The sequence below is a fragment of the Nostoc sp. ChiQUE02 genome (assembly GCF_034531305.2).
In the GTDB taxonomy this organism is placed as follows: Bacteria; Cyanobacteriota; Cyanobacteriia; order Cyanobacteriales; family Nostocaceae; genus Nostoc.
This window is the reverse complement of the sequence record NZ_JAVRBN020000002.1, coordinates 147,327-168,396: the sequence shown is the minus strand read 5'-3', so window position 1 is coordinate 168,396 and position 21,070 is coordinate 147,327. Positions and strand designations below refer to the sequence as shown.

Below are 21,070 nucleotides of genomic sequence, written 5' to 3'. Positions count from 1 at the left end.
TCCTCCGGGAAACCCGCTTTAGATTTACACACGCTTCGCTATCTAGAGTGGTGGAGCTGCGGATGAAGTTATGCCAGTTAGATCGCGACCTGAAGAACTCCCGTTATAGCCTTGGAATTGCCGATACTTTTGTGCTTCAGATTCCGGTACTCGAATTCCTTCTGATGGTGGAGTTACCCAGTGAGCGCGATGTTCAGCATCTCGGTAGTATACACGCCCGTTTTTGGAAAGATAGTACTTACCTTGCGCTCCTTCTTGTGGAGCATTCTTATGTTGATTGTAGAGGTAATAAAGAGCCGCAGCTCCGGCCAAAATAGCCACTTTTTGCCCTGTACCTAATCCTTTTTTAGCTTCGGGTTGGTTTGTAGCGTTGCGATCGCTTACTGTTCTACCAACGGTATCATCAACAGGTGGTGGCGTAGCAGTTTTGGAACCACCTCCGCAGCTACTCAGCAAAGGTACCATCAGCAATGCGGAAAGCAGCACTGCAAATAGACGCGAAACTATTTTACGTTCTTTATATATTGTGTTCATCGGATTTCGTCATCACCTGTATTTACTAAAAGCCTTGCTGTTGCAAATACAAAGTTGGAATTCCTGTTATTTCACCTGGAATTGAAAAAACATCTACCACTCAATTTACAACTGCACAGCTACAGCGTTTCACTGTTATGATGAGCGATTTTCTCAGGTATTCCATCCCGCCTTTGAGAGAAACTGCATTCATCCTAAGGAAATATCTTATTGATTTTTTATTAATCAATTTAGCTAAAACGCCGAGATATTCAGCAATTTCTCGGTTATTTTTTTGGGGTAAATAAATTAAAAAGATACAGCTACTATGATGATCTTTGCCAAAAAATACACTCAAATATGACATTAAAAAATACAGCCCAAACTAGAACTCGTCTCCTTTTGGCTTTGTGGGATTTGGGAGGAACGCAGCAGGAAGTTAAAAAGGGTCAACTCACTAAGCGAATTGTATCCAAAAGCCAGAAGGTAGCAGATTATCAGGGTTCATTTGAGGAATTACAGAATCAGGGTGCGATCGCATTCTCCAAAAAAGGATACTCTCTGACATCTCCCAAGGGTTTAGAGGTATTGGGCGAGGGTTTGAGAAGTGGTGATTTTAAGTTTGAAGGGACGATTGTCGGTACTTGGGCGGCGAATGCGTTGTTGCGGTGGATTAGTCAGATAGATGTCGCGTTAACTAGTGCATATGTACCAGCTAATGGGGTTAAAGGTGCGATCGCATCTTACGACGAGTTTAAGTCAGTAGCGTTGGAAGTCTACGAGAAGCTTAACCAAAACTACAACCTAGATGATCTGGTGCCAATTTATCGCATCAGGAGAGAAATAGGCGATCGGGTTAGTCGTGAAAATTTCAACACATGGCTGCTAGAAATTCAAGAGAAAGATATTTTGCAACTTCAGGGTGGAAGCATAGAAGATAGCGCCCCCGACAAGATTGAAGATTCCATTACGACTAAAGTCAGTGGATTACGCTGTTATGCTAAACGCCTCAATTTTTAAACTAAGTTACTCGGTTATTTCCGCTTTTTTTTCTTAGTCATTATTTTCAATAGATGCACAATCATGAATAATTCTTTCTCTTCATATTCAGATATCAATAAAGCTATTACAAGCCATAACCCATTTGATAGATCATTAGTAGTCAGAAATTATGATATCTGGAACCAAACTTTTCCTGATGTTCCTTCCATAAATGCTCATGCATCAGATGCTGTCTTTCAGGCAGTAGAGCAAATTAGCGCAGGAAAACGTTCAGTTATTGGTATAACTATCAAAGCTGAAAAAGGACTAGGTAAAAGTCACTTAATGAGTCGAATACGTCACCATATTCAGGATGAAGGTGATAGTTTTTTTGTCTATATGAGCGAAGTTGATTATGGTGATTTAAACAAAATACATTCTAAATTTCTAAACACATTGGCATCTAGTCTAAAACAGACTGGTAATCAAAGTGTAATGCAATGGCAAGAGATGGCAACTACTTTAGTCAATGAGGTATATAAGTCAAGCTACACTCCTCAAGAGTTAATGAAGCGATTTCCTGGGGTTTTAGCTCAACATCCCAAAATAGTTGATGCCTTGACTGCTAAAGTAATGAAACTTAAGCCAAATATTGAAAATCCTTATTTGATTCAGGCTATCCTATGGACACTTTCCTTAGATAAAGTTTCATTTGCAATTAATTGGCTTGCTGGCAGAGACTTAGCACAGTCACAAGCTGACTCTATGGGATTACCAAATACTAGTCAAGATGATAAAGAAGCTGAAGCATTCCAAACAGTATGCCAAATTCTAGACTTAATTGGTGATTACAGGACAATAGTCATCTGCTTTGATGAGTTAGAAAGCCTCAATTGTAATGAGCAGGGTTTTACAAGAGCACAGGTTATTGCTCTGTTTGCAAAAGATATATATAGCCAAATTAAACGTGGAGTCTTAATTCTAGCTATGTTCGATGAAACTTGGACGCAACAAGTTAAAGTTGTACCACAAGCAGATTCCGTTATTGACAGAATTGGTGAAAAGAAATTTGATTTAAGGCATCTTAATAGTGATGATGTAGTAACTCTTGTCTCGCACTGGCTGAAAGAGTTTTATGATACAAATAATTTAACTCCACCTCATCCTGTCTATCCTTTTGATGAAAATAATTTACGAGAGCTTGGTAAAGAAAAACCAATAGTTAGAAAGGTTTTACAGTGGTGTACAAATAATTGGAATTTACCTGGTGGTCTACCGCAGCAAGTAGATCCACTAAATAAAATTGAAAAAGCTTTTAATAAAGAACTTGCAGCACTTGATAACACAATAGAAAATTACTTTGAAGACAGTATTACCATAGCTGATGCTATACGTTTTTGTTTACTAACACTGAAAGGTGAAACTGTAGAAAGGCTAAAAATCGATGACGTTGAAGAAGTTATAGTCAAAAATGTAGACAAAGGCTACCTCAACTTTAGAATTATTGGTAAGGAAGACGGAAGAGTTGTCAAAATAGTAGTAGCAGTTGTGCAAGAATCTAGCAATAGATTTGTAAGTGCCGCATTGAAAAGATTAATAGATTATAAAACATTTGATATGACTCGTGGCTGCTTAGTTCGTGCTAAAGACGTGAAGACTAATACTAAAGGAAAAGAACATTTGGATGAACTACTTTCTAAAAATTTAGGAGGAGAATTTGTCAAGCTTAGTATTGAAGATGTTAAGCCTCTTTTAGCGATTTTATTTGTTAAGCAAGCTTACAAAGATTATGAAGTTAGCGAAGGGGAAATTTTTCAATTTATAGTTCAATACAAAATTGCAGTTGATAACTATTTGATACGTGAAATTTTAAGTGACCCATCTGGTCAAATTCCTAGTGGTTTAATAAATGAAGAATGTATTGCTGAAACTCAGTCTATACAAAATCAAAATGTAACTAAAGACGTAGATGCTATGCTCGATAATCTACTTGTTAAACTTGGTTTATGAGTAATTTAATTTTGCTCAATACTGCCTTATGTCTACCTTCTCGCGACGTTGAAGCTTTGCTACAAGGGCGAATAATTATAGCTCTACCCCGAACATTTATTCATCCGGGGCGTTCCTTTGCTCTTTATCCGTCTGCAACCTCAATCAACGTGTTACCTGATGAACAATACTACAAGTCAAATTTATTGACGATTACCCAGAAAGTTATTACTCCAATAAGTTCTGAAACAGTCTGGATTCAATCTTGGGGTAAGTGTGAACTGTGCCAAATGCTAAATAACTTAGAATCATTAAAAGCTTTGTCACAATTAAATATTTGGACAACAAAAGGATTACAAGAGATTTTGCTGCAAAGGAAGCATATCTTTCTTGCTTATTTGCGTGTCTATTTGTTGTCTCAGCCAATTGAAATACCTGTGAATCCACAAAGCCAGTTTATAGGTTTACCTGATCCGTTGACGGTATCTGTTGATTTACCAGTATTAAACGATCGCACCTTCGCCCAACGCAAACGCCAGTTAGAAAAGCTAGAACCCCCGCTGCATCCTGAATTGGAAGAATTGCAGAGTGCGATCGCATCCCTAAGCATTAGCCAACCAGCCGCGAAACAATTAGACGACGACATCAAAGCATTTTTGGGTTGGAGTAGTGACAAGCTCATTATTAAGCAACCCGATCCAAATTTAGCTTGGATAAATGATATTGCAAAATTAGGCGATCGCAGCATCGAACAAGACGAGGGTAAAAGTAACTATCAAGCTGGTACAGATTTTGAAATCATCGCACGCCGTAGCCTTGATTTTTTAGGATTCAGAGTTGAAGAAAACTACAAAGGCGGTGCAGGTGGCTTAGACTTATTTTGCTCACAACCTTATCCTCTTGTTTGCGAATGCAAAGCAGGTAAAAGCATTCCTGATCGTGCAGTAGAAGAATTAGATAGGATTGGTAGAAGGCATCTAAAAGAAAATTATCTTCAAGCTGTAAGGTTAATTATTGGCCCAGGTAAACCGACTAAAAATTTGAAAGAATCTGCTGAAATATCGAAAATCAGTATTATAAATGTAATGACTCTACAAAAACTAGTTGAATTCAAAGCAAAATATCCAGGTGCTATTAATTTAGTCGAATTACAGCAATATCTAGAACCTGGGCAAATTGACTATAGAATTGATGAATATATTGATAAAGCTGAGAGAAAAATTAAGTTGCGATCGCAGATTATTACAGTAGTCAAAGAACTCTTTGAACAAGATAGCGAAAGTTCAAAAGCTACACATCAGAGTTTCACAGTTACAGAAATTCGTGTTCATTATAATGTCACTCATAACCCCAAGCTAACTGATGAAGCAGTTCACGATTTGCTGATAGAACTTTCCTCACCTTTAACAGGTTATTTAGGACGAATAAAAAGCAGTGATTGGAAGAGCGATCGCTTTTACTTTCTCCGCGATTTACCTGTTAACTAAAGATAATACAATATATCTCTTTTCTCCCCTCTGCGTTCTCTGCGTCTTGGCGGTTCGTTTCAAAATAACTGAAGTGCGTAGATGTAGCCTGCTGTAAGCACCACAGTTATCCCAAAGTTAACATACCAGCTATAGTGTTCCTGAATCAAATTGAGACGCACACGCTCAAAAATTGTCCAACAACGCCGATAAAATACTTCATCTTCAGCTTTGCATCTATCGAGTTTTTCAGGTGGTAAAGTGCGTTTTGGAAAAATTTTACCTCGACGTGCAGGTTGTTTTGCGGTTGATTCATTTATAAATAATTAATACTATCTATTGACTTAATTTTATTTTATGAGAAGCATTAAAGCGCGTAGGCGCAGCCCACCGCAGGCATCAGAATCTTTGTCTTTTTCTCAGTATATTTTATTTATAGTGACAAAATTTACAAAAATTTTATACTTATCCACTGTGTAATTTCATTTACAGAAGATAGGAGATTTAGTACTGTCGAAGAAACACATTATACTGACTACACTGGAGTTCATTAATAACAAACCTCTACCAAGTTTAAAACTTAGGCGAGATGACCCATGTATTATCAAATTTGGAATTTCTTTCTTAAAGAAGATAAATACATTTATTGGAAAGATAAAACAAAAATTAACAAAACTTTTGATAAGGTTACATGGCAAAAGATTATTGATTTTTTGTTACTAGTAGAGCAAACTTTCTTATTGAAATGTCAACTAGCAGAAACAGATAGCCTTGAGCCGTTTCTCAAGCTAGCAACAGAAAATGGTTATAACCTGACCGCAGAAGAACTTGCCTGGTTTCTAATTACGAGAAGACAGATTTGGGATCTTTTTGATTTTGCACAAAAAACGCCATCTCTCAAAGAAGAATTGTTAATAGCTAAAGATCCGCAGCAGTTTGTCAACATAGCTGCGGAGAATGGCTATTACTTTTCTGTAGAAGAGTTATCTTGGCTGTTAATTGAAATCAAATCATCTTCACAATTAGTATCTATCAACAATAGCGTTGGAGAGATTCTCACAGGTTCAAACTACGGCAGAATTGAAATAGGATACTGGATTTGGCTGGCAGAAGACTGGGGAATTGTGCCACCATTCTGTCATAGGGATAAACCGGGTACTTTCTTATGTCAAAATATCAACAATCCTTTTTTACCTGATCGCTGTTTCTTACCCAAGAGCTATTTTAATCAACGCCTCATGGTAATTCATAATTAAAATAATTCGTCATTCATAATTACGAATTACGAATTATACAGTGAAGCATCCTAGACGGAAGATATATCTTCTATCTAGGATGCTTCACAATAAAAAATTGTTGCTGATACAACAATTATGGACAAAATGTGATATCTAGACTAGAGCTATCAGCTAGCAGAAACCGTCAAACTACCAGGTTTCTGAAGATCACCTTGCAAAACCACACCTCGCTGATTGGCATGGATATGACGCAAAATCTTGTAAATTGCCTCAACTTGCTCTGATGCGCCTGCTTTCTCGGCGAGTTCGTCAAGAGAAATGGGAGTTTTTTCTTTTTGTAATACTGCTAACACTCGTGTTTGCAAGTCGAGAATGGAGGCGGCTGCTTTTTTGCCAGCTTCTACGCCTGGTTGATGGTAGGCGTTGACGTTGACCAAACTAGCGTATAAACCAACAGCGCGTTCATACAAAGCTATTAATGCCCCTACAGTTCGGGGGTTAACTTGAGGAATGGTGACTGTAATCGAATCGCGGTGATTTTCATAAAGCGCTTGTCGGGTTCCTTGGAGAAAACCGGAAAGATAATCGCCTGATGTGACTCCTGGATCTATTTCAGTGGATGGGCCCTGACGATCTTCCAACACTTCAATAAAGGTAGCAAAGAAATTTGCTACACCCTCGCGTAACTGCTGGACGTAAGCGTGTTGATCTGTTGAGCCTTTGTTGCCATAAACGGCGATGCCTTGATGGACAACGTTGCCGTCTAAGTCTTTTTCCTTGCCCAAGGATTCCATCACCAGCTGTTGCAAATAGCGACTGAATAAAAATAAGCTGTCCTTGTAAGGTAGGACAACCATATCTTTTTCGCCCTTTCCATTGCCAGCAAAGTACCAAGACAAAGCAAGCAAGGCGGCTGGGTTATTTTTCACATCTGGGACGCGGGTAGCGTCATCCATTTCTTTTGCGCCTTCCAGCATGGCGCGAACATCAATCCCCTGCAATGCTGCTGGTACTAGCCCCACAGCAGACATTTCTGAGGTGCGTCCTCCTACCCAGTCATACATGGGAAATCTAGCCAGCCAACCTTCTTCTTTGGCCAGTTTATCGAGGTTGCTATCAGGACTGGTAATAGCTACCGCATATTGGGCAAACTCCAAATTGTGTCCGGCGTAAGCTTTTTTAACTTCAATCATGCCGTTGCGAGGTTCCGGTGTTCCTCCAGATTTGGAGATCACCAAGACCAAAGTGCTGGCGAGGCTGTTTCGCAGATGATTAAGAACGCGATCGATACCTGCTGGATCGTTGTTATCGATAAAATGAAGTTTCAGGGGCGGGAAATCAGGAGCAAGAGCTTCAGCGACGAATTGGGGACCGAGGGCGGAACCACCAATTCCAATGGAGATAATATCCGTGAAGCGGCTTGCTCTGGGAGGATGAATAGCACCTGTTTGGACTTTTTCCGCAAAGGATTCGATTTGTTCTAGGGTTTGGACAATTTCTTGTGTAAGTTCTGGAGTTGGCGCTAAATCAGGATTTCGCAGCCAGTAGTGTCCAACCATGCGGTTCTCGTCAGGATTTGCGATCGCACCCTTCTCGAGTTGAGCCATATCCGCAAACGCTTTGTCAAACTTCGGACGCAAGGAATCCACGAAAGCATCATCGAACCGCATTCGACTCACATCTAAGTACAGTCCCAATCCCTCGTGGAAATATAACCAGTTTTGGTATCGTTGCCAAAGTGCCCTAGCATCCATAGGGAAATCTCAAATAAAGTGTTTTTCAAAAACCAGTTTAATGGAAGGTTATAGCGATCCCTGCCTAGCCTTATACAGTTTACAGTTTTAAGTGTTCGCTTAACTCTTCTCCTTAAACATCTGGCATAGGGATGACACGCAGAAATTTCACAATTTCACCCCTAATTTCTATACCAATCAGATAATTATCGAGGGTGAAGCGGTGAAAAATGCCTTCACCATCAAGCTGTCGTAGTTCTTTTAAATCAGTCAGTTGCCACTTTTGGGCTAACTCAATAAAGACAAAATCATGCACCCGCTCGTAAGCAGCAGGTTCTAAATTCTTCAGGTCTAGCAAAAAAGACCTTGCATAGCGCATTTCTAGACTCACTAGGCGTTACCTTAACCAAAAATTGAGGGGCCACTGGCACAAGAAAAGAAAGCGCTGCTGAATCAGAAAAACATCAACAGTCGTATTGCTTCTTCATGGGTTAAGATATCCCACGGTTGCTGTGCTCGCTTGACTTTTTGTATGGCTTTCAGCATATAAAAGTCATAATGTAAAGCTTCGAGAACGTTCCAAATGTCTTGCAAATCCTCATCGGCTAACTGCTCGATTAAGTGATGCATTCTAAGTCGCAGCAAATTCATACGTCAATGATTCCCTACCAGCAAACACTAACAATAAATAGTATTCCCAAAAAATTAGTAAGGCCTAACGGCAATCTAGCACTATGCCCAAGCTACGCTAAAATTTATTCGCCCAGTGAAGAGGGCAGAGGTGCAGGGAGCAGGGAGCAGGGGGGACAAAGAAAATAACCATGCCCAATGCCCAATGCCCAATGCCCCATTCCTAAATAACTACTTAACATGGTTGACTATCTCATTTTCTTAGCAATTTCTACAGCACTTTTTGCTCTATTCGCACTAGGACTCAATTTACAGTGGGGCTTTACGGGGTTAATTAACTTTGGTCATATTGCTTTCATGACCATTGGAGCATATACAACCGTATTGTTAAGCTTAAAGGGCGTACCCCTACTGATATCGGCAGTAGCTGGGGCTATTGTCGCCGCCTTGTTGGGTTTGATAATTGGTTTTGCAACTCTACGCTTGCGGGAAGATTATCTAGGAATTGTCACTATTGGTACGGGCGAATTAATTCGTTTGGTGGTAAATAATCAGGAATTACCTGTGGGTGACACCTGGATTTCTGGGGCGTTTGGTGTGCAAAGTTATCCCATACCCCTATCCACAGAGCCAAATTTGTTTGTCAGATTTGTGATGATTGGGCTTTTGACACTGCTAGCTGCCGTAACTTTTTTTACGTTGTGGAAATGGATTCGCACCACCCAAATATCTCGGACTACTGATTTAGGTAAAAGGACAACTAGCAAACAAGAATTTATATCCCGCTTGAGTGTGGGAATTGTGTTAGCCGTTTTGGCAGCAGCGATTTATATTTCTGGGGCGATCGGACTGTATAATTACAACCCAAAAGCAGGTTTAATGTTGGTGTTGCTGCTAGTTTTAGCATTTGTATACTGGCGGTTAGAAATTTTGGTGCGATCGCCTTGGGGTAGAATTCTCAAAGCCATCCGCGAAGATGAAGAAATTCCCAAGGCGCTGGGAAAAAATGTTTTTTGGTATAAATTACAATCTCTCATGCTTGGGGGTGCGATCGCAGGTATCGCAGGTGCTTTCTTTGCTTGGCAACTCAGCGCCATTTACCCTGATAATTTTCAACCGCAGATCACCTTTGACACATGGATTATGGTGATTTTAGGTGGTTCTGGAAATAACGTTGGCACAATCTTAGGTGCGGTAATTTTCTTTGCTTACGATGCGCTGACGCGGGAAGTCTTACCCAGAATCGTCCCCCTTGATGAAGCTCGTTTGGGTGCATTTCGGATCATGATAATCGGACTAATTCTGATGGTACTGATGATTTGGCGACCTCAAGGTATTCTAGGGAAAAAGGAGGAACTTACTCTTGGTAAATAACCAGTCATCGCCACTTCCCCTTTTAGTAGCCACTAGACTTTCTAAAAGCTTTGGTGGTGTCAAAGCAGTTAATGAGGCGAGAATCGAAGTAGCTAAAGGCAGCATCACGGGCTTGATTGGCCCCAATGGTGCTGGTAAAACTACTTTATTTAACTTACTCTCAAACTTTATCCGTCCAGATAAGGGACGAGTGATTTTTGACGGCGAACCTATTCACAACTTGCAACCATACCAAATCGCCCAGCAGGGAGTAATCCGCACATTTCAGGTTGCACGGACTCTCTCGCGGTTGTCGGTGTTAGAAAATATGCTGCTGGCGGCGCAAAAACAAACTGGTGAAAACTTTTGGCAGGTGCAGTTGCAACCGCACGTTGTCGCTAAGGAAGAAAAGCAACTCCAAGAGCGAGCAATGTTCCTATTAGAATCAGTAGGCTTGGCAAAAAAAGCACACGATTATGCTGGTTGCTTGTCTGGTGGACAACGCAAGCTGCTGGAAATGGGGCGGGCGCTGATGACTAATCCCAAGTTGATTTTGTTGGATGAACCTGCTGCTGGGGTGAATCCGAAACTGATTGATGATATTTGCGATCGCATTATCACTTGGAACCGTCAAGATGGGATGACCTTTTTGATTATTGAACACAATATGGATGTGATTATGTCCTTGTGCGATCGCGTTTGGGTGCTTGCTGAAGGACAGAATTTAGCTGACGGTACCCCAGCAGAGATTCAAAGTAATCCCAAAGTTTTAGAGGCGTATTTGGGAAAATAGAGTGCGATTAGCTTTCCGTTCCAAAGCTTTCCTCCACAGGGACAGAGGCTTTTATTCTTGCTCTGATTCGCTGTTAGGGAACGCTTTGAGGCTTAGGTTTGAGAGAAAGTCGCACACGGTGTCAAATCTTCCGAAATTTGGCTCTTGTTAAAATCGAGTTGTATATCTCAGTGGAAAAAGCTTTTTATGTCAATGATGACAGTTAGAGATTTAGAGCAAGTTCAAACCGCTTTTACCGAAGCAGGTTTAGATTACCAGCTGGAACTCGAAAATGGGAAAATTTCAATAATGGGCCCGTCAGATATTGTATCCAGCGAAATTAGTAGTCGTCTCATCGCCTTTCTCTTTGCTTGGATAAATCCTCGTCGCTGGGGAAGAGTGTTTGATTCTGCTGGCGGTTTCATCATGCCAGATACAAACCTCAAAGCACCCGATGTTTCCTTTGTTCGGGCTTCCCGACTTCTCCAAAGTCCTCGTTACTTTGGAGAATTTGTCCCTGACTTGGTGGTAGAAATTAAATCTCAGAGCGATAAAATTAAACTTATAGCAGCCAAAATTCTGAAATTTATAGAACTAGGAGCCGTTGTCGGGATTCTGATTGATCCTGATGAAGAGACAGTTACAATTTACCGTTCTACAGGTGAACCGACAGTTTTAGAAAATGGCGATATTTTAACGATACCAGAACTTTTTCCCGGTTGGGAATTGCCCATTACTGAATTGTGGCCTCCTATCTTTACCGAGGAAGAAACACAAATTTTGTGAAGAACTTTAGTAGCTACTGAACCGCATTATCACTATAACGAATTACATTGGCGAATCCACAAACGTCATTACGAATTATTTTAATCTTCATTATTTTCTGCAAAATTGACTTGCTCATAAAGGTCGCGCAATTCAATTTGAAAATCAACTGTTTGCAGTGATAAAATTGCAGATTCATGTTCAAGTTCAGTAAATAACCATTGACTTTCCGCAGTTTTTACATACTGCATCACGTGATACTGATATTGATCGATTAAAATATATTCCTTGAATTCGGGGATAGAGCGATAATAAAGAAACTTATCGCCTTGGTCATAATTTTTAGTCGATTTAGATAAAACTTCAGCAATTAACATTGGGTTCATAACGGTTGTTGTGCTGGTTCCCGTATAAATAGGTTGTCCCTCAATCACCATCACATCGGGATACGTATGCTGCCGATAACGGGGTATCCACAAACGCACATCACCAATATAAACATCATAATTTTTACGCCTTAAAGCAATTTTTAATGATGCAGCTAAATTCAAAGCAATTTTATTATGATTTGTAGTGCCACCCGTCATCGGTACAATTTCTCCATCACGGTATTCGCTTTTATATTCCGCTTTTTCTTCAATTTCTAAATACTCTTCAGGTGTGTAATAGAATTTTTGTGTTTCTAACTGCATAAATATACGACCTATGATTGTGCCGTTGCTTATTCATCTTTCATATCTATGTTATACGCCAGTAAACCCCATTCTCTCGCTGCATTAACTGGCAAGCAATCAACTCCCGTCGCAGGGTGGCGCAGTCAAGATGGTAGCGTTTGAGAATGTCATTTACCAGGCGTTCAGGATAGTTGACTCCTATATCAAACTGGTTTACCAACCACTTGAGAATTACCAAGCGCTTTTTGCGACTAGCAGGAATTTCTTTGAGGCGTTGAACGGAGTCCTTGTCGGAGACATCGCCCTCGAAATAGTTTTTCAACACCTTGCTTTCCCAAGCTTCAGTATCCACATCTTCTATCAAAGATGCTATTTTCTCAGGTGTAAAAATTTCCTTACTAATACTTTGCAAAGCCTCGCTATCCAATTGATACAGACGGCTATTGCCCTCAGGGCGCATTGTTACCAAATTTAGCTCTTTAAGTTTCGCTAAATGATGAGATACCGTCGGTTCCTTGAGTTGCAGTAGCGCCGCCAATTCTTCGACGCTGCACTCCTGATTCGCCAGGATACCTACAATCTTCAATCGGCTATCATCCGCTAATGCCTTGAAAAAGCGGAGTAAGATGTTAAATTGCTCTGGTTGCATAACTGACTTCTAATTAGACATCTATCTAATTAGAAGTATATCTAAATTGAAAACCCATTGGCTCAGAACTCCAACTTCTCACCAAAAGTCGGGGTTCTTGTTGTTCAATTTAACTAAACTGTTCCTCTGCATCGAGGTTAAATAACATTTGCAGAGTTTGCATACAGCGTCGTCTAGCTTCAACATCTTGCTGCGATCGCAACTGTACCATCGGGTCATGTAAAATTTTATTGACAATTCCCCGCGTTAATGCTTCAATCACCTCTTGATGTTTTTCGGCGAATTCCGAACCCAATCTCGACAAAGCTTTTTCTAACTCTTGTTCGCGGATGGTTTCGACTTTATTTCGCAGACAGCTAATAGTAGTCACAGTTTCCAGACTGCGCCACCAAATATCAAAAGCTTCCACTTCTTCCTCTAAAAGTCGCTCGGCTTCCTGTGCAATCTTCCGACGGCTTTCGTAGTTCTGCGCTACTACTGCCTTCAAATCATCCACATTAAACGCTTGCACATTTTCTAATTCATTTACATCCGCATGAACATTACGCGGCACAGAAATATCAAATAACATCAGAGAGCGCTGAACTTCTAAAACCATTTCTAATTTGGCACGGTCAAGTATTGGCTCTGTTGCCGAAGTACTTGTAAACACCAAATCACTATCGGCAATTACAGTCATCATTTCCGATAGCGGATGAATTTCGATAGGTTGCTGAGGGAACTGCTTTGCTAATTCTTGAGCGCGATCGCGAGAGCGATTTACAATACTAATTTGCACAGCACCTTTAGAAAGTAAGTGTTGCACCAGCAGGCGCGACATTTTACCAGCGCCCAGAATTACCACTCGGCAAGCAGCTAAATTTGCCACTTTTATCTGCGCTAACTCTACAGCTGCCGAACTGATAGAGACAGCGCCAGTACCAATACTAGTTTCAGTGCGAACCCGCTTCCCAGCTGTCAGCGCTTGTTTAAATAATCGATTCAAAATGGTTTTTATACCGTTATATTGCTGCCCCAGTTTGTGAGTAGTTTTCACCTGAGCCAGAATTTGACCTTCTCCGAGTACGAGACTATCCAAACCACCTGCTACCCGCATCACGTGCATCACTGCATCATCATGTAACAGCATAAATAAGTGTTGTCGCAGAGAAAGCACGGGTAATTTACTATATTCCGCAAGAAACTGAGTTATTTCTCGGATACCTTGGTCTGCTTCACTGGTAACAATGTAAATTTCCAGGCGGTTACAAGTGCTAAGAATTGCAACTTCGTCAATATGGGGATAGCTGGCCAGTTGAGCGATCGCACTTTCAATTTGTGGTTCTGGAATGCTCAGTTTTTCCCGGACTTCTACTGGGGCTGTTTTATGGCTTAACCCCACCACTGCTATATTCATTTGCTAAATCGTAGTTACTAGTTGGTAGTTGAAAATAGGGCATTGAGTGAGAATAGGGAATGGGGAATTTTTGTTTATTGGTTGGTAGTTATTCCCAGCAACAAACAACTATTAATCACTAACTACTAACTACTAACTACTGTAGGGGTAAAGCATTTTGATAATTATTTTTCAGTTTTATAGAAAGATTTCTTTCCAAATGCTTCGTCCCTACTTTTACCATTCCCCATTCCCTAAAAATTAGTTCAGTTGGAGAGTCTTGGGTTCACCAAACATGTGAATTGTGTCAACAAATCGAGCAGTTTTCGACTGGTTGGAAATTACCAAGCTTTGAGTTCTAGCTCCGCCGTTGAAGAAACGTACACCATTCATCAGATTACCACTGGTAATGCCGCTAGCAGCGAACAGAACAGTTTTACCAGATGCCAATTCATGAGCATCATAGACCTTATCGGGGTCATTGATATTCATAGACTTTAAGCGATCAATATTGGCTTCTCTGCTTTCTCCAATCAAACCTGTTTTTACGACTGCTGGATCGTAAATCAGTTGACCTTGGAAGTGTCCACCCAAAGCACGCATTGCAGCTGCCGAGATTACACCTTCAGGAGCCGCACCAATACCCATCAACGCGTGGATATTAGTTCCAGCAAAACCGCAGCTTATAGCTGCACCCACATCACCGTCTGAAATTAGAGCGACTCTCGCTCCAGCCTCACGGATTTCTTTAATTAAATCGTTGTGGCGTTCGCGCTTCATGACCACGATCACGAGTTCTTCAATCGAGCGCTCTAGACACTCAGCGAGAATCTTGAGGTTTTCTGTTGCTGACTTGTTGATGTCTACCTTGCCCTTAGCTGCGGGAGGTGCTGCTAACTTCTTCATGTAAAAGTCAGGAGCAGCAAATAATCCACCCTTTTCAGAAATTGCCAAGACAGCCATCGAACCAGGTTGCCCATAAGCTACCAAGTTCGTACCTTCACAGGGATCAACGGCGATGTCAATTTCGATTAATTCATCAGGGTTACAGAGAGCTTCGGCATTTGGTTGAGTACAAATACCAACTTCTTCCCCGATGTATAACATAGGCGCGTCGTCACGTTCGCCTTCCCCAATCACAATGCGACCACGCATATAGATTTTATTCATCCGTTCCCGCATAGCTTCCACAGCTACCTGGTCAGCGATGTTTTTTTCGCCTTTACCCATCCACTTTGCGGATGCGATCGCGGCTTGCTCTACTACTTCAATAATCTCTAACCCAAGTGTATTTTCCACAGAGTCTGCCCTCTCAGCTGCTTGAATTTCCGTCGTTTCATCTGGCTATTTCAGTTTTCAAGTCTACCAAAGGGCGGATACACGTGGAAGAAAGTTAAGTTTTACTGCTAACTGGTTATAAAAGTGCCAGTTAAGACATCCTGATTTTTTACTCCTACTACTCCAGTATAAAGCGTGTTTAAAAGTAACTAAGTTAAGAACTAGCACAAATGGGTAGCAGTGTATATCTATTTTTTCAGTGTTTATCTTTAGGTATAAAATAATAAAGAAAAAAAGCTAGTGAATTCACTAAAAACTGGAGAATTATCGAAAAACGATAAATAGCTGGTCAAATTAAGAGGTTAATCGTGTTTATCGACTACATCACACTAATGTTAATCAATATGGTAGCCGGGTTATTTCTACTGGCTGACTATGTGTATCGTGGTATAGATAGTTCTAATCAAAGACAGTGGATTCCCGGCTTTGGAATTGCGGGTGCAATCGCACTCACAACTGGTTTACACATGAGCTTCACCTGGCCAGTTACTGGTAGCTTTAATATTGCCTTTGGTGAAACAAGTATCTTATTTGGAATCTTGTTTGTGGCGGCTGCGATCGCACTGGCTCAAGGTTGGGATTTATTGACAATAGCAGTTTACGGCTTCTTTGCTGGTGTAGTTGCGATCGTAGTGGGTATCCGCATCATCAACTTGAATTTGACAAAGCAACCTCTTTTATCGGGAATCGGCTTTATTTTAACTGGGTTAGGTGGCATTTTTGCAGCGCCAACTCTCTATTGGAAAACCAACCGAACTTGGCGGCTAATTGGTGTAGCTGTGCTGATAGTAGCCGCTCTAATTTGGGCATTGACTGGATATTTGGCTTACTGGAATCATTTAGAGGGTTTCCAAAAGTGGGTTCCAGCGCCGATGCGGTAAGCAATGATCTAGGCTAGAGACATAGTTAAAACCTTGCTTAAGAAAATATGCTGGACTTTCTTAATCCCCTCTTAAATCGCCATCCAGAGCAAGTCAAAGCCAACGTCGAACTTTACACATGGCAAACTTGTCCTTACTGCATTCGTGCCAAAATGCTGCTGTGGTGGAAAGGTGTAAATTTCACTGAATATAAAATCGATGGCGACGAAGCAGCCAGAGCTAAAATGGCAGAACGCGCTAATGGACGCCGTACCGTACCACAAATTTTTATCAATAACCAGCACATTGGCGGCTGCGATGACCTGTATCAGCTAGACACACAAAGTCAACTCGATCCGCTTTTAGCCCAATCCACTATTTAGCAGTGAAGGAGGCAGGAGGCAGGAGGCAGGAGGCAGAGGGCAGGAGGTTTTACCTCAGTTGGGAATTCAGGCCCCTTGCTGTTGAGAGAGCCACCAAATTAAAATTTTGGTGTTCTTGTCTTAAACTCTTGCTCTATAAAAGGTTACGACAGAGAGAACGAAGCAGTATTCCTTTTCCCTCCTGCCTCCTACCCTCTGACTTGAAAGAGCAGGGGGAGCTGGGGAGGCTGGGGAAGCTGGGGGAGAAAAACACTTTCATGCTTGGCTGTGAAATTTTTTCATCGGGACTGCCTTTATTGATAAGAATATGTTAACTAAGTATACAGAATATCTTATACATCAACAATGGATGAGTTGTGCCCTCGAATTAGCAAAAGCAGCAGGTGATGCAGGTGAAGTCCCCGTAGGTGCTGTTATCATTGATTCAACTGGCAAATTGCTGGCACAAGGAGAAAACAGAAAAGAGCGCGACAAAGACCCTACCGCTCATGCGGAAATCCTCGCTCTCAAGACAGCTGCAACAACTTTACAAAATTGGCATCTTAATGAATGCACCCTCTACGTAACTCTCGAACCTTGCCCGATGTGTGCAGGTGCTATTGTGCAATCGCGTCTAGGACTACTTGTATATGGAGTAGACGATACAAAAACTGGCGCAATTCGTACAGTTATTAACATACCCGACAGCGCTGCTTCTAATCACCGTCTCCAAGTAATCGGAGGCATTCTAGAGTCAGCTTGTCGTCAGCAATTACAGGCTTGGTTTGCCACTAGGCGGCTTAGGGTAAACTAACGGACAGAGGCAAAACTGTCCATCTAGTACGACACAAGTCACGCAAGAGAATCTACGGTGTAACTAATCAGGCTTTTCGTTAAATTTTTACCCGTCAATCATCTGCATTCGTCATGATGGAATTTTACTATTCATCCGATACCTGCCAGCGCACACCAGTAAATCCCCAGGCAAATCGTACGACCTCAAGGGTTTCTCCTTGGTTAAGTCCACTGGCATATTTATTAGGGCGTCACTGCCTACTACCATTATTCTTTGGGCAAATTAGAATAACCGGACAAAAAAATATCCCCACAACTGGGCCTGTTATCTTCGCTCCTACCCATAGAGCACGTTGGGATGGATTGCTTGTACCCTACGCTGTTGCTGATTGTATGACAGCAAAAGACCTACGGTTCATGGTAACTATTGATGAATGCCAAGGATTACAAGGCTGGTTTGTCCGGCGCTTAGGGGGCTTTCCAGTAAATACTCAACACCCGTCAGTTGGCTCTCTGCGACACGGAGTTGAGCTACTTAAACAGGGAAAAGCCGTGGTGATTTTTCCAGAAGGTAATATTTATCGTTATGGTAAAGTTCCTTTGAAGCCGGGAATTGCTCGTCTGGGTTTGAGTGCTGAATCTAGTCATTCCGGGCTGGGAGTGAAAATTATACCTATAGGCATTAATTACAGCCAACCTTATCCAAATTGGGGTACAGATGTCAGCATTCACATTGGCTCCCCAATTAGAGTCAAAGATTATGCAAGTGGCTGTATAAAAAAAGACGGAAAAAAACTTACTGGTGATTTAGCAAAGGCACTGGAACAATTAAGCCATCAAGAAACAGAAATTACTAATCATGCATTTGCAGAAATCACTAATTCTTGATGTAGTCAAAAGTCAAGAATCCCCAGAATGGCTCTTAACCATTGACCATTAACCGTGCATGATTAAGAAACTGCACGTTGTCAAGGTTTGACATTAATTTCTAACTGCTATATTGATCCTGCATAAGTCACAAAACATAAGTCACAAAACATTAGTGGTATTTTGCAAGCTTTGAAGATGTATATATCTACATTACCCTCTCTTGATCGGATATTCAGCCAAATTGGCATTTTTTTGAGCACATAACTAATAATTCTCTGTAAACTACTAAATTGGTTGATGATAAGTATTCTTACTATTTAGTTAGCCAGTTAAATAAAAGCCTTTGGATTCTCCGTAAACAAGACTGGTAAAAACAAAATTTTAGGAAGCGCAGACTGGGGACATCAGCATCTTTAAGTGGTTTGGTGCGATGCCTACGACGGGCTACGCCTATGCCAATAATTCAAGCAGTGCTTTGGGAAAATTCTCCTGCTAAATATCCCAGTTAACCTGAGATAATTATTGGGGCGGAAAGTCGCTAGTCAGACAGATGGTGATGCAGTCTAAATCATTTTCTCAAATCAATTCTTCGCCACCGCCTTGTCAAACCACTCCCAAGCTGCTTGCTAGTAAACTGATGATTGGAAAATCAGAGAAATTAATGCATTGAGGCAGTCTACCGTAGGTATCGCTCTGATGAGCGATATAAGTTAGTTAATATACAGCGTAATGGGAACTCTATTAAACCGATTTTTAGTCTAAATCAGAGATACTTAGGATGTAGCTTTGCTTTGTCCAAGACCAAAACAGAGTTAAGATACCCGAAGTTTCCATAACTTTTTGATATAGTTGTTCCACTAATTGATCCCATGAACACTGCTGCCGCTGTTACCTTGATGCACCGTACTGTTTTATCAGTCATAGCAGTCCTCAGCCTGCTATCACCTGTGAATGCTCAGGTATCACAGTCACCAGGCACTACCAGCCAACCACAACCCATTGACCCCAACGATCCCAATAACCTTCGTCCCATAACCCAAAATAACAGCCTTTTGAGCATTGAAGGGGGCGATCGCCTTGTGAAAGATGCAGAACAAGCCGTTTCTGCTCAAAACTACCCCTTAGCTGCGAAGAAACTGCAAGAAGCACGTCAAGTTTATAATCAGCTATCTAATTTTTATCAAGAGTTAAATTCTAGCTTTTCGGGAATTGACAATAGAGTTTCTGATTCTCAGCGTCAAAAAGCTCTATTAACAGCCCAAAAGCGAGATGAAGCAACCTTTCAGCTAGCATTGGTACATCGGGCACAAAATCAGCCAGAATTAGCAGTACCGTTGTTGATTCAAATAATTAAGAGTCAAAACCCAACGCGGGATTTAGGCAAGAAAGCCTATAAACAGTTGTTTGAATTGGGTTTTGTTGATTCTCCCTATCCCAGAGAAGGTGGTAGTTCATCTTCCTCATCCCCAAAAAAATAAATTAAATTTTTGTTGTCTCTTTTTCCCTATCTCTCCTATCTCCCTAACTAGTCGCCTGAGAACGCCCTAGTGCTAGGATAGAGCTATCCGCTGTAGCCAAAACCTGAGCGTTCTCAAAAATACAGCTCAGAGGCGCGTGTATCTACAGCCTTGCCAAAACCTGAAGTTGGCACAGGCATTTGCTCTATATCTGTTAATAATAGAAAAGTAAGTTTTTTCAGGAATTGCGATGATTAGTCCGCAGCAGGTTGAGGCAATGATCAAGGCGGAACTGCCAGACGCCCAGGTTCAGGTGCAAGACTTGACTGGTGGCGGTGACCACTATCAGGTGACAGTAGTTTCATCGCACTTTGCAGGTAAAGGACTAGTGCAACAGCACCAGTTAGTTTATGGTGCGTTGGGTCAAGCTATGTCAACTGAAGCGATTCATGCCTTGGCAGTAAAAACATACACTCCCGAAGCTTGGCAAGCAACAGCAGCTTCGTAAATAAGAGTTAGAAGTTAGGAGTTATGAATTTTGACTCTTCACTCCTCACTCCTCACTGTTGAATCCAACATAGGAAACACAAATACCATGACGCCAGAACTCAAAGACAAAATTGATAGCTTGCTACAACAGAACAAGATTTTAGTTTTCATGAAGGGAAACAAATTAATGCCCCAATGTGGTTTCTCCAACAACGTTGTGCAGATTCTCAATACCTTGGGAGTTCCCTTTGAGACGGTTGACGTTCTATCAGACTCTGAAATCCGTCAGGGAATCAAAGAATACTCTAACTGGCCGACAATTCCCCAAGTGTATATCAATGGTGAATTTGTTGGCGGTTCTGACATTTTGATTGAACTGTACCAAAAAGGTGAATTACAGGAAAAGGTAGAAGTAGCATTAGCTTCTTAATTTCTCTTTACGCAAATTAGAGGGTATACTGCTGAGTTTGCGCTTCGCAATCAAGGCAATGTGCCGTTTTTAATGTCCTTGAAAGGGGAGACACTATTTCTCTACCCTTTCAAGGTTTTTTAATAGTGACCAATGTTGGGTATGATTTTATAGCCAACCAACAATCCCCTCAGTCCCATTGGCAAGACCAATATAGGGCTGAGGGGATGCGTTTTATCAATACAATAATATCTCCAAAATCTCACACCACGGCAACCCGTTGACCAGTACAGATAATATGCTATGATCACCTGCGGTAATTAACGGTTACTATCAATAACCAGGTAAATGG

Annotated in this window: 22 protein-coding genes; 14 read left to right on the top strand and 8 right to left on the bottom strand. The window is 41.2% G+C overall.

Going from position 1 to position 21,070, the window contains the following annotated elements:
• Positions 1–42 precede the first annotated feature (42 nt).
• On the bottom strand, positions 43–534 hold the full coding sequence (locus tag RM347_RS02875; RefSeq protein WP_322717988.1) for a hypothetical protein: 492 nt from the start codon (positions 532–534) through the stop codon (positions 43–45).
• 339 nt (positions 535–873) lie between these two features.
• Between RM347_RS02875 and RM347_RS02870 the strand changes: the two genes are divergently transcribed.
• From RM347_RS02870 to RM347_RS02855, 4 genes are all read left to right on the top strand, one after another.
• Positions 874–1,533: a hypothetical protein gene (locus RM347_RS02870; RefSeq protein WP_322717987.1), complete on the top strand. Its 660-nt coding sequence runs from the start codon at positions 874–876 to the stop codon at positions 1,531–1,533.
• A 63-nt stretch (positions 1,534–1,596) separates the two neighbouring features.
• The gene (locus RM347_RS02865; protein ID WP_322717986.1) at positions 1,597–3,504 is read left to right on the top strand and encodes a P-loop NTPase fold protein; all 1,908 of its coding nucleotides are present in this window, start codon (positions 1,597–1,599) and stop codon (positions 3,502–3,504) included.
• Positions 3,501–4,970, top strand: a complete 1,470-nt coding sequence (locus RM347_RS02860) for a DUF1802 family protein (RefSeq protein ID WP_322717985.1) — start codon at positions 3,501–3,503, stop codon at positions 4,968–4,970. Before RM347_RS02865 ends, RM347_RS02860 begins: the two co-directional genes overlap by 4 nt.
• A gap of 575 nt (positions 4,971–5,545) precedes the next feature.
• A complete protein-coding gene (locus tag RM347_RS02855) occupies positions 5,546–6,205 on the top strand; it encodes a Nif11-like leader peptide family natural product precursor (protein WP_322717984.1) in 660 nt (219 codons plus the stop codon).
• A 149-nt stretch (positions 6,206–6,354) separates the two neighbouring features.
• On the opposite strand, the gene RM347_RS02850 is transcribed toward RM347_RS02855, so the two are convergent.
• From RM347_RS02850 to RM347_RS02840, 3 genes are all read right to left on the bottom strand, one after another.
• Complete coding sequence (locus RM347_RS02850; protein WP_322717983.1) at positions 6,355–7,941, bottom strand: glucose-6-phosphate isomerase; 1,587 nt, start codon at positions 7,939–7,941, stop codon at positions 6,355–6,357.
• Between the two features lie 112 nt (positions 7,942–8,053).
• Complete coding sequence (locus tag RM347_RS02845) at positions 8,054–8,311, bottom strand: cytotoxic translational repressor of toxin-antitoxin stability system (RefSeq protein ID WP_069073154.1); 258 nt, start codon at positions 8,309–8,311, stop codon at positions 8,054–8,056.
• Positions 8,312–8,373: 62 nt separating this feature from the next.
• Positions 8,374–8,571: a hypothetical protein gene (locus tag RM347_RS02840; protein ID WP_322717982.1), complete on the bottom strand. Its 198-nt coding sequence runs from the start codon at positions 8,569–8,571 to the stop codon at positions 8,374–8,376.
• 219 nt (positions 8,572–8,790) lie between these two features.
• On the opposite strand from RM347_RS02840, the gene RM347_RS02835 reads away from it, so the two are divergent.
• From RM347_RS02835 to RM347_RS02825, 3 genes are all read left to right on the top strand, one after another.
• Positions 8,791–9,924, top strand: coding sequence for a branched-chain amino acid ABC transporter permease (locus RM347_RS02835; RefSeq protein WP_322717981.1), 1,134 nt, complete (start codon positions 8,791–8,793; stop codon positions 9,922–9,924).
• Positions 9,914–10,696: an ABC transporter ATP-binding protein gene (locus RM347_RS02830; RefSeq protein ID WP_322717980.1), complete on the top strand. Its 783-nt coding sequence runs from the start codon at positions 9,914–9,916 to the stop codon at positions 10,694–10,696. The genes RM347_RS02835 and RM347_RS02830 overlap by 11 nt, the downstream gene beginning before the upstream one ends.
• Before the next feature lie 186 nt (positions 10,697–10,882).
• Positions 10,883–11,461: a Uma2 family endonuclease gene (locus tag RM347_RS02825; protein ID WP_322717979.1), complete on the top strand. Its 579-nt coding sequence runs from the start codon at positions 10,883–10,885 to the stop codon at positions 11,459–11,461.
• A gap of 80 nt (positions 11,462–11,541) precedes the next feature.
• Here RM347_RS02825 and RM347_RS02820 read toward each other — a convergent pair whose 3' ends face one another.
• The 4 genes from RM347_RS02820 to glpX all read right to left on the bottom strand — a co-directional run bounded on the left by RM347_RS02820 (position 11,542) and on the right by glpX (position 15,437).
• Positions 11,542–12,132, bottom strand: a complete 591-nt coding sequence (locus tag RM347_RS02820; protein WP_322717978.1) for a Uma2 family endonuclease — start codon at positions 12,130–12,132, stop codon at positions 11,542–11,544.
• Between the two features lie 46 nt (positions 12,133–12,178).
• Positions 12,179–12,763: a metalloregulator ArsR/SmtB family transcription factor gene (locus RM347_RS02815; RefSeq protein WP_322717977.1), complete on the bottom strand. Its 585-nt coding sequence runs from the start codon at positions 12,761–12,763 to the stop codon at positions 12,179–12,181.
• A 109-nt stretch (positions 12,764–12,872) separates the two neighbouring features.
• Positions 12,873–14,159, bottom strand: a complete 1,287-nt coding sequence (locus RM347_RS02810) for a glutamyl-tRNA reductase (protein WP_322717976.1) — start codon at positions 14,157–14,159, stop codon at positions 12,873–12,875.
• A gap of 240 nt (positions 14,160–14,399) precedes the next feature.
• The gene (gene glpX / locus RM347_RS02805) at positions 14,400–15,437 is read right to left on the bottom strand and encodes a class II fructose-bisphosphatase (protein WP_322717975.1); all 1,038 of its coding nucleotides are present in this window, start codon (positions 15,435–15,437) and stop codon (positions 14,400–14,402) included.
• A 347-nt stretch (positions 15,438–15,784) separates the two neighbouring features.
• On the opposite strand from glpX, the gene RM347_RS02800 reads away from it, so the two are divergent.
• From RM347_RS02800 to grxD, 7 genes are all read left to right on the top strand, one after another.
• Complete coding sequence (locus RM347_RS02800; RefSeq protein ID WP_322717974.1) at positions 15,785–16,357, top strand: DUF981 family protein; 573 nt, start codon at positions 15,785–15,787, stop codon at positions 16,355–16,357.
• Positions 16,358–16,404: 47 nt separating this feature from the next.
• Entirely contained in the window at positions 16,405–16,719 is a 315-nt protein-coding gene (gene grxC / locus RM347_RS02795) for a glutaredoxin 3 (protein WP_322717973.1), read from the top strand.
• A 307-nt stretch (positions 16,720–17,026) separates the two neighbouring features.
• The gene (gene tadA / locus RM347_RS02790; protein WP_322717972.1) at positions 17,027–17,512 is read left to right on the top strand and encodes a tRNA adenosine(34) deaminase TadA; all 486 of its coding nucleotides are present in this window, start codon (positions 17,027–17,029) and stop codon (positions 17,510–17,512) included.
• A 113-nt stretch (positions 17,513–17,625) separates the two neighbouring features.
• Positions 17,626–18,381 carry a lysophospholipid acyltransferase family protein gene (locus RM347_RS02785; RefSeq protein ID WP_322717971.1) on the top strand — a complete coding sequence of 252 codons (756 nt, stop codon included), beginning with the start codon at positions 17,626–17,628 and terminating at the stop codon, positions 18,379–18,381.
• A gap of 851 nt (positions 18,382–19,232) precedes the next feature.
• Positions 19,233–19,841 carry a hypothetical protein gene (locus RM347_RS02780; protein WP_322717970.1) on the top strand — a complete coding sequence of 203 codons (609 nt, stop codon included), beginning with the start codon at positions 19,233–19,235 and terminating at the stop codon, positions 19,839–19,841.
• Between the two features lie 229 nt (positions 19,842–20,070).
• Positions 20,071–20,328: a BolA family protein gene (locus RM347_RS02775; protein ID WP_162396946.1), complete on the top strand. Its 258-nt coding sequence runs from the start codon at positions 20,071–20,073 to the stop codon at positions 20,326–20,328.
• Between the two features lie 87 nt (positions 20,329–20,415).
• Positions 20,416–20,739, top strand: coding sequence for a Grx4 family monothiol glutaredoxin (gene grxD, locus RM347_RS02770; RefSeq protein WP_322717969.1), 324 nt, complete (start codon positions 20,416–20,418; stop codon positions 20,737–20,739).
• The last annotated feature ends 331 nt before the right edge of the window (positions 20,740–21,070 follow it).

Excerpts from the sequence above, each read along its gene's own strand:
- RM347_RS02875 (WP_322717988.1), bottom strand. The coding sequence starts at position 534 with ATGAACACAATATATAAAGAACGTAAAATAGTTTCGCGTCTATTTGCA.
- RM347_RS02870 (WP_322717987.1), top strand. The coding sequence starts at position 874 with ATGACATTAAAAAATACAGCCCAAACTAGAACTCGTCTCCTTTTGGCT.
- RM347_RS02865 (WP_322717986.1), top strand. The coding sequence starts at position 1,597 with ATGAATAATTCTTTCTCTTCATATTCAGATATCAATAAAGCTATTACA.
- RM347_RS02860 (WP_322717985.1), top strand. The coding sequence starts at position 3,501 with ATGAGTAATTTAATTTTGCTCAATACTGCCTTATGTCTACCTTCTCGC.
- RM347_RS02855 (WP_322717984.1), top strand. The coding sequence starts at position 5,546 with ATGTATTATCAAATTTGGAATTTCTTTCTTAAAGAAGATAAATACATT.
- RM347_RS02850 (WP_322717983.1), bottom strand. The coding sequence starts at position 7,941 with ATGGATGCTAGGGCACTTTGGCAACGATACCAAAACTGGTTATATTTC.
- RM347_RS02840 (WP_322717982.1), bottom strand. The coding sequence starts at position 8,571 with ATGAATTTGCTGCGACTTAGAATGCATCACTTAATCGAGCAGTTAGCC.
- RM347_RS02835 (WP_322717981.1), top strand. The coding sequence starts at position 8,791 with ATGGTTGACTATCTCATTTTCTTAGCAATTTCTACAGCACTTTTTGCT.
- RM347_RS02825 (WP_322717979.1), top strand. The coding sequence starts at position 10,883 with ATGTCAATGATGACAGTTAGAGATTTAGAGCAAGTTCAAACCGCTTTT.
- RM347_RS02820 (WP_322717978.1), bottom strand. The coding sequence starts at position 12,132 with ATGCAGTTAGAAACACAAAAATTCTATTACACACCTGAAGAGTATTTA.
- RM347_RS02815 (WP_322717977.1), bottom strand. The coding sequence starts at position 12,763 with ATGCAACCAGAGCAATTTAACATCTTACTCCGCTTTTTCAAGGCATTA.
- RM347_RS02810 (WP_322717976.1), bottom strand. The coding sequence starts at position 14,159 with ATGAATATAGCAGTGGTGGGGTTAAGCCATAAAACAGCCCCAGTAGAA.
- grxC (WP_322717973.1), top strand. The coding sequence starts at position 16,405 with ATGCTGGACTTTCTTAATCCCCTCTTAAATCGCCATCCAGAGCAAGTC.
- tadA (WP_322717972.1), top strand. The coding sequence starts at position 17,027 with ATGTTAACTAAGTATACAGAATATCTTATACATCAACAATGGATGAGT.
- RM347_RS02785 (WP_322717971.1), top strand. The coding sequence starts at position 17,626 with ATGATGGAATTTTACTATTCATCCGATACCTGCCAGCGCACACCAGTA.
- RM347_RS02780 (WP_322717970.1), top strand. The coding sequence starts at position 19,233 with ATGAACACTGCTGCCGCTGTTACCTTGATGCACCGTACTGTTTTATCA.
- RM347_RS02775 (WP_162396946.1), top strand. The coding sequence starts at position 20,071 with ATGATTAGTCCGCAGCAGGTTGAGGCAATGATCAAGGCGGAACTGCCA.
- grxD (WP_322717969.1), top strand. The coding sequence starts at position 20,416 with ATGACGCCAGAACTCAAAGACAAAATTGATAGCTTGCTACAACAGAAC.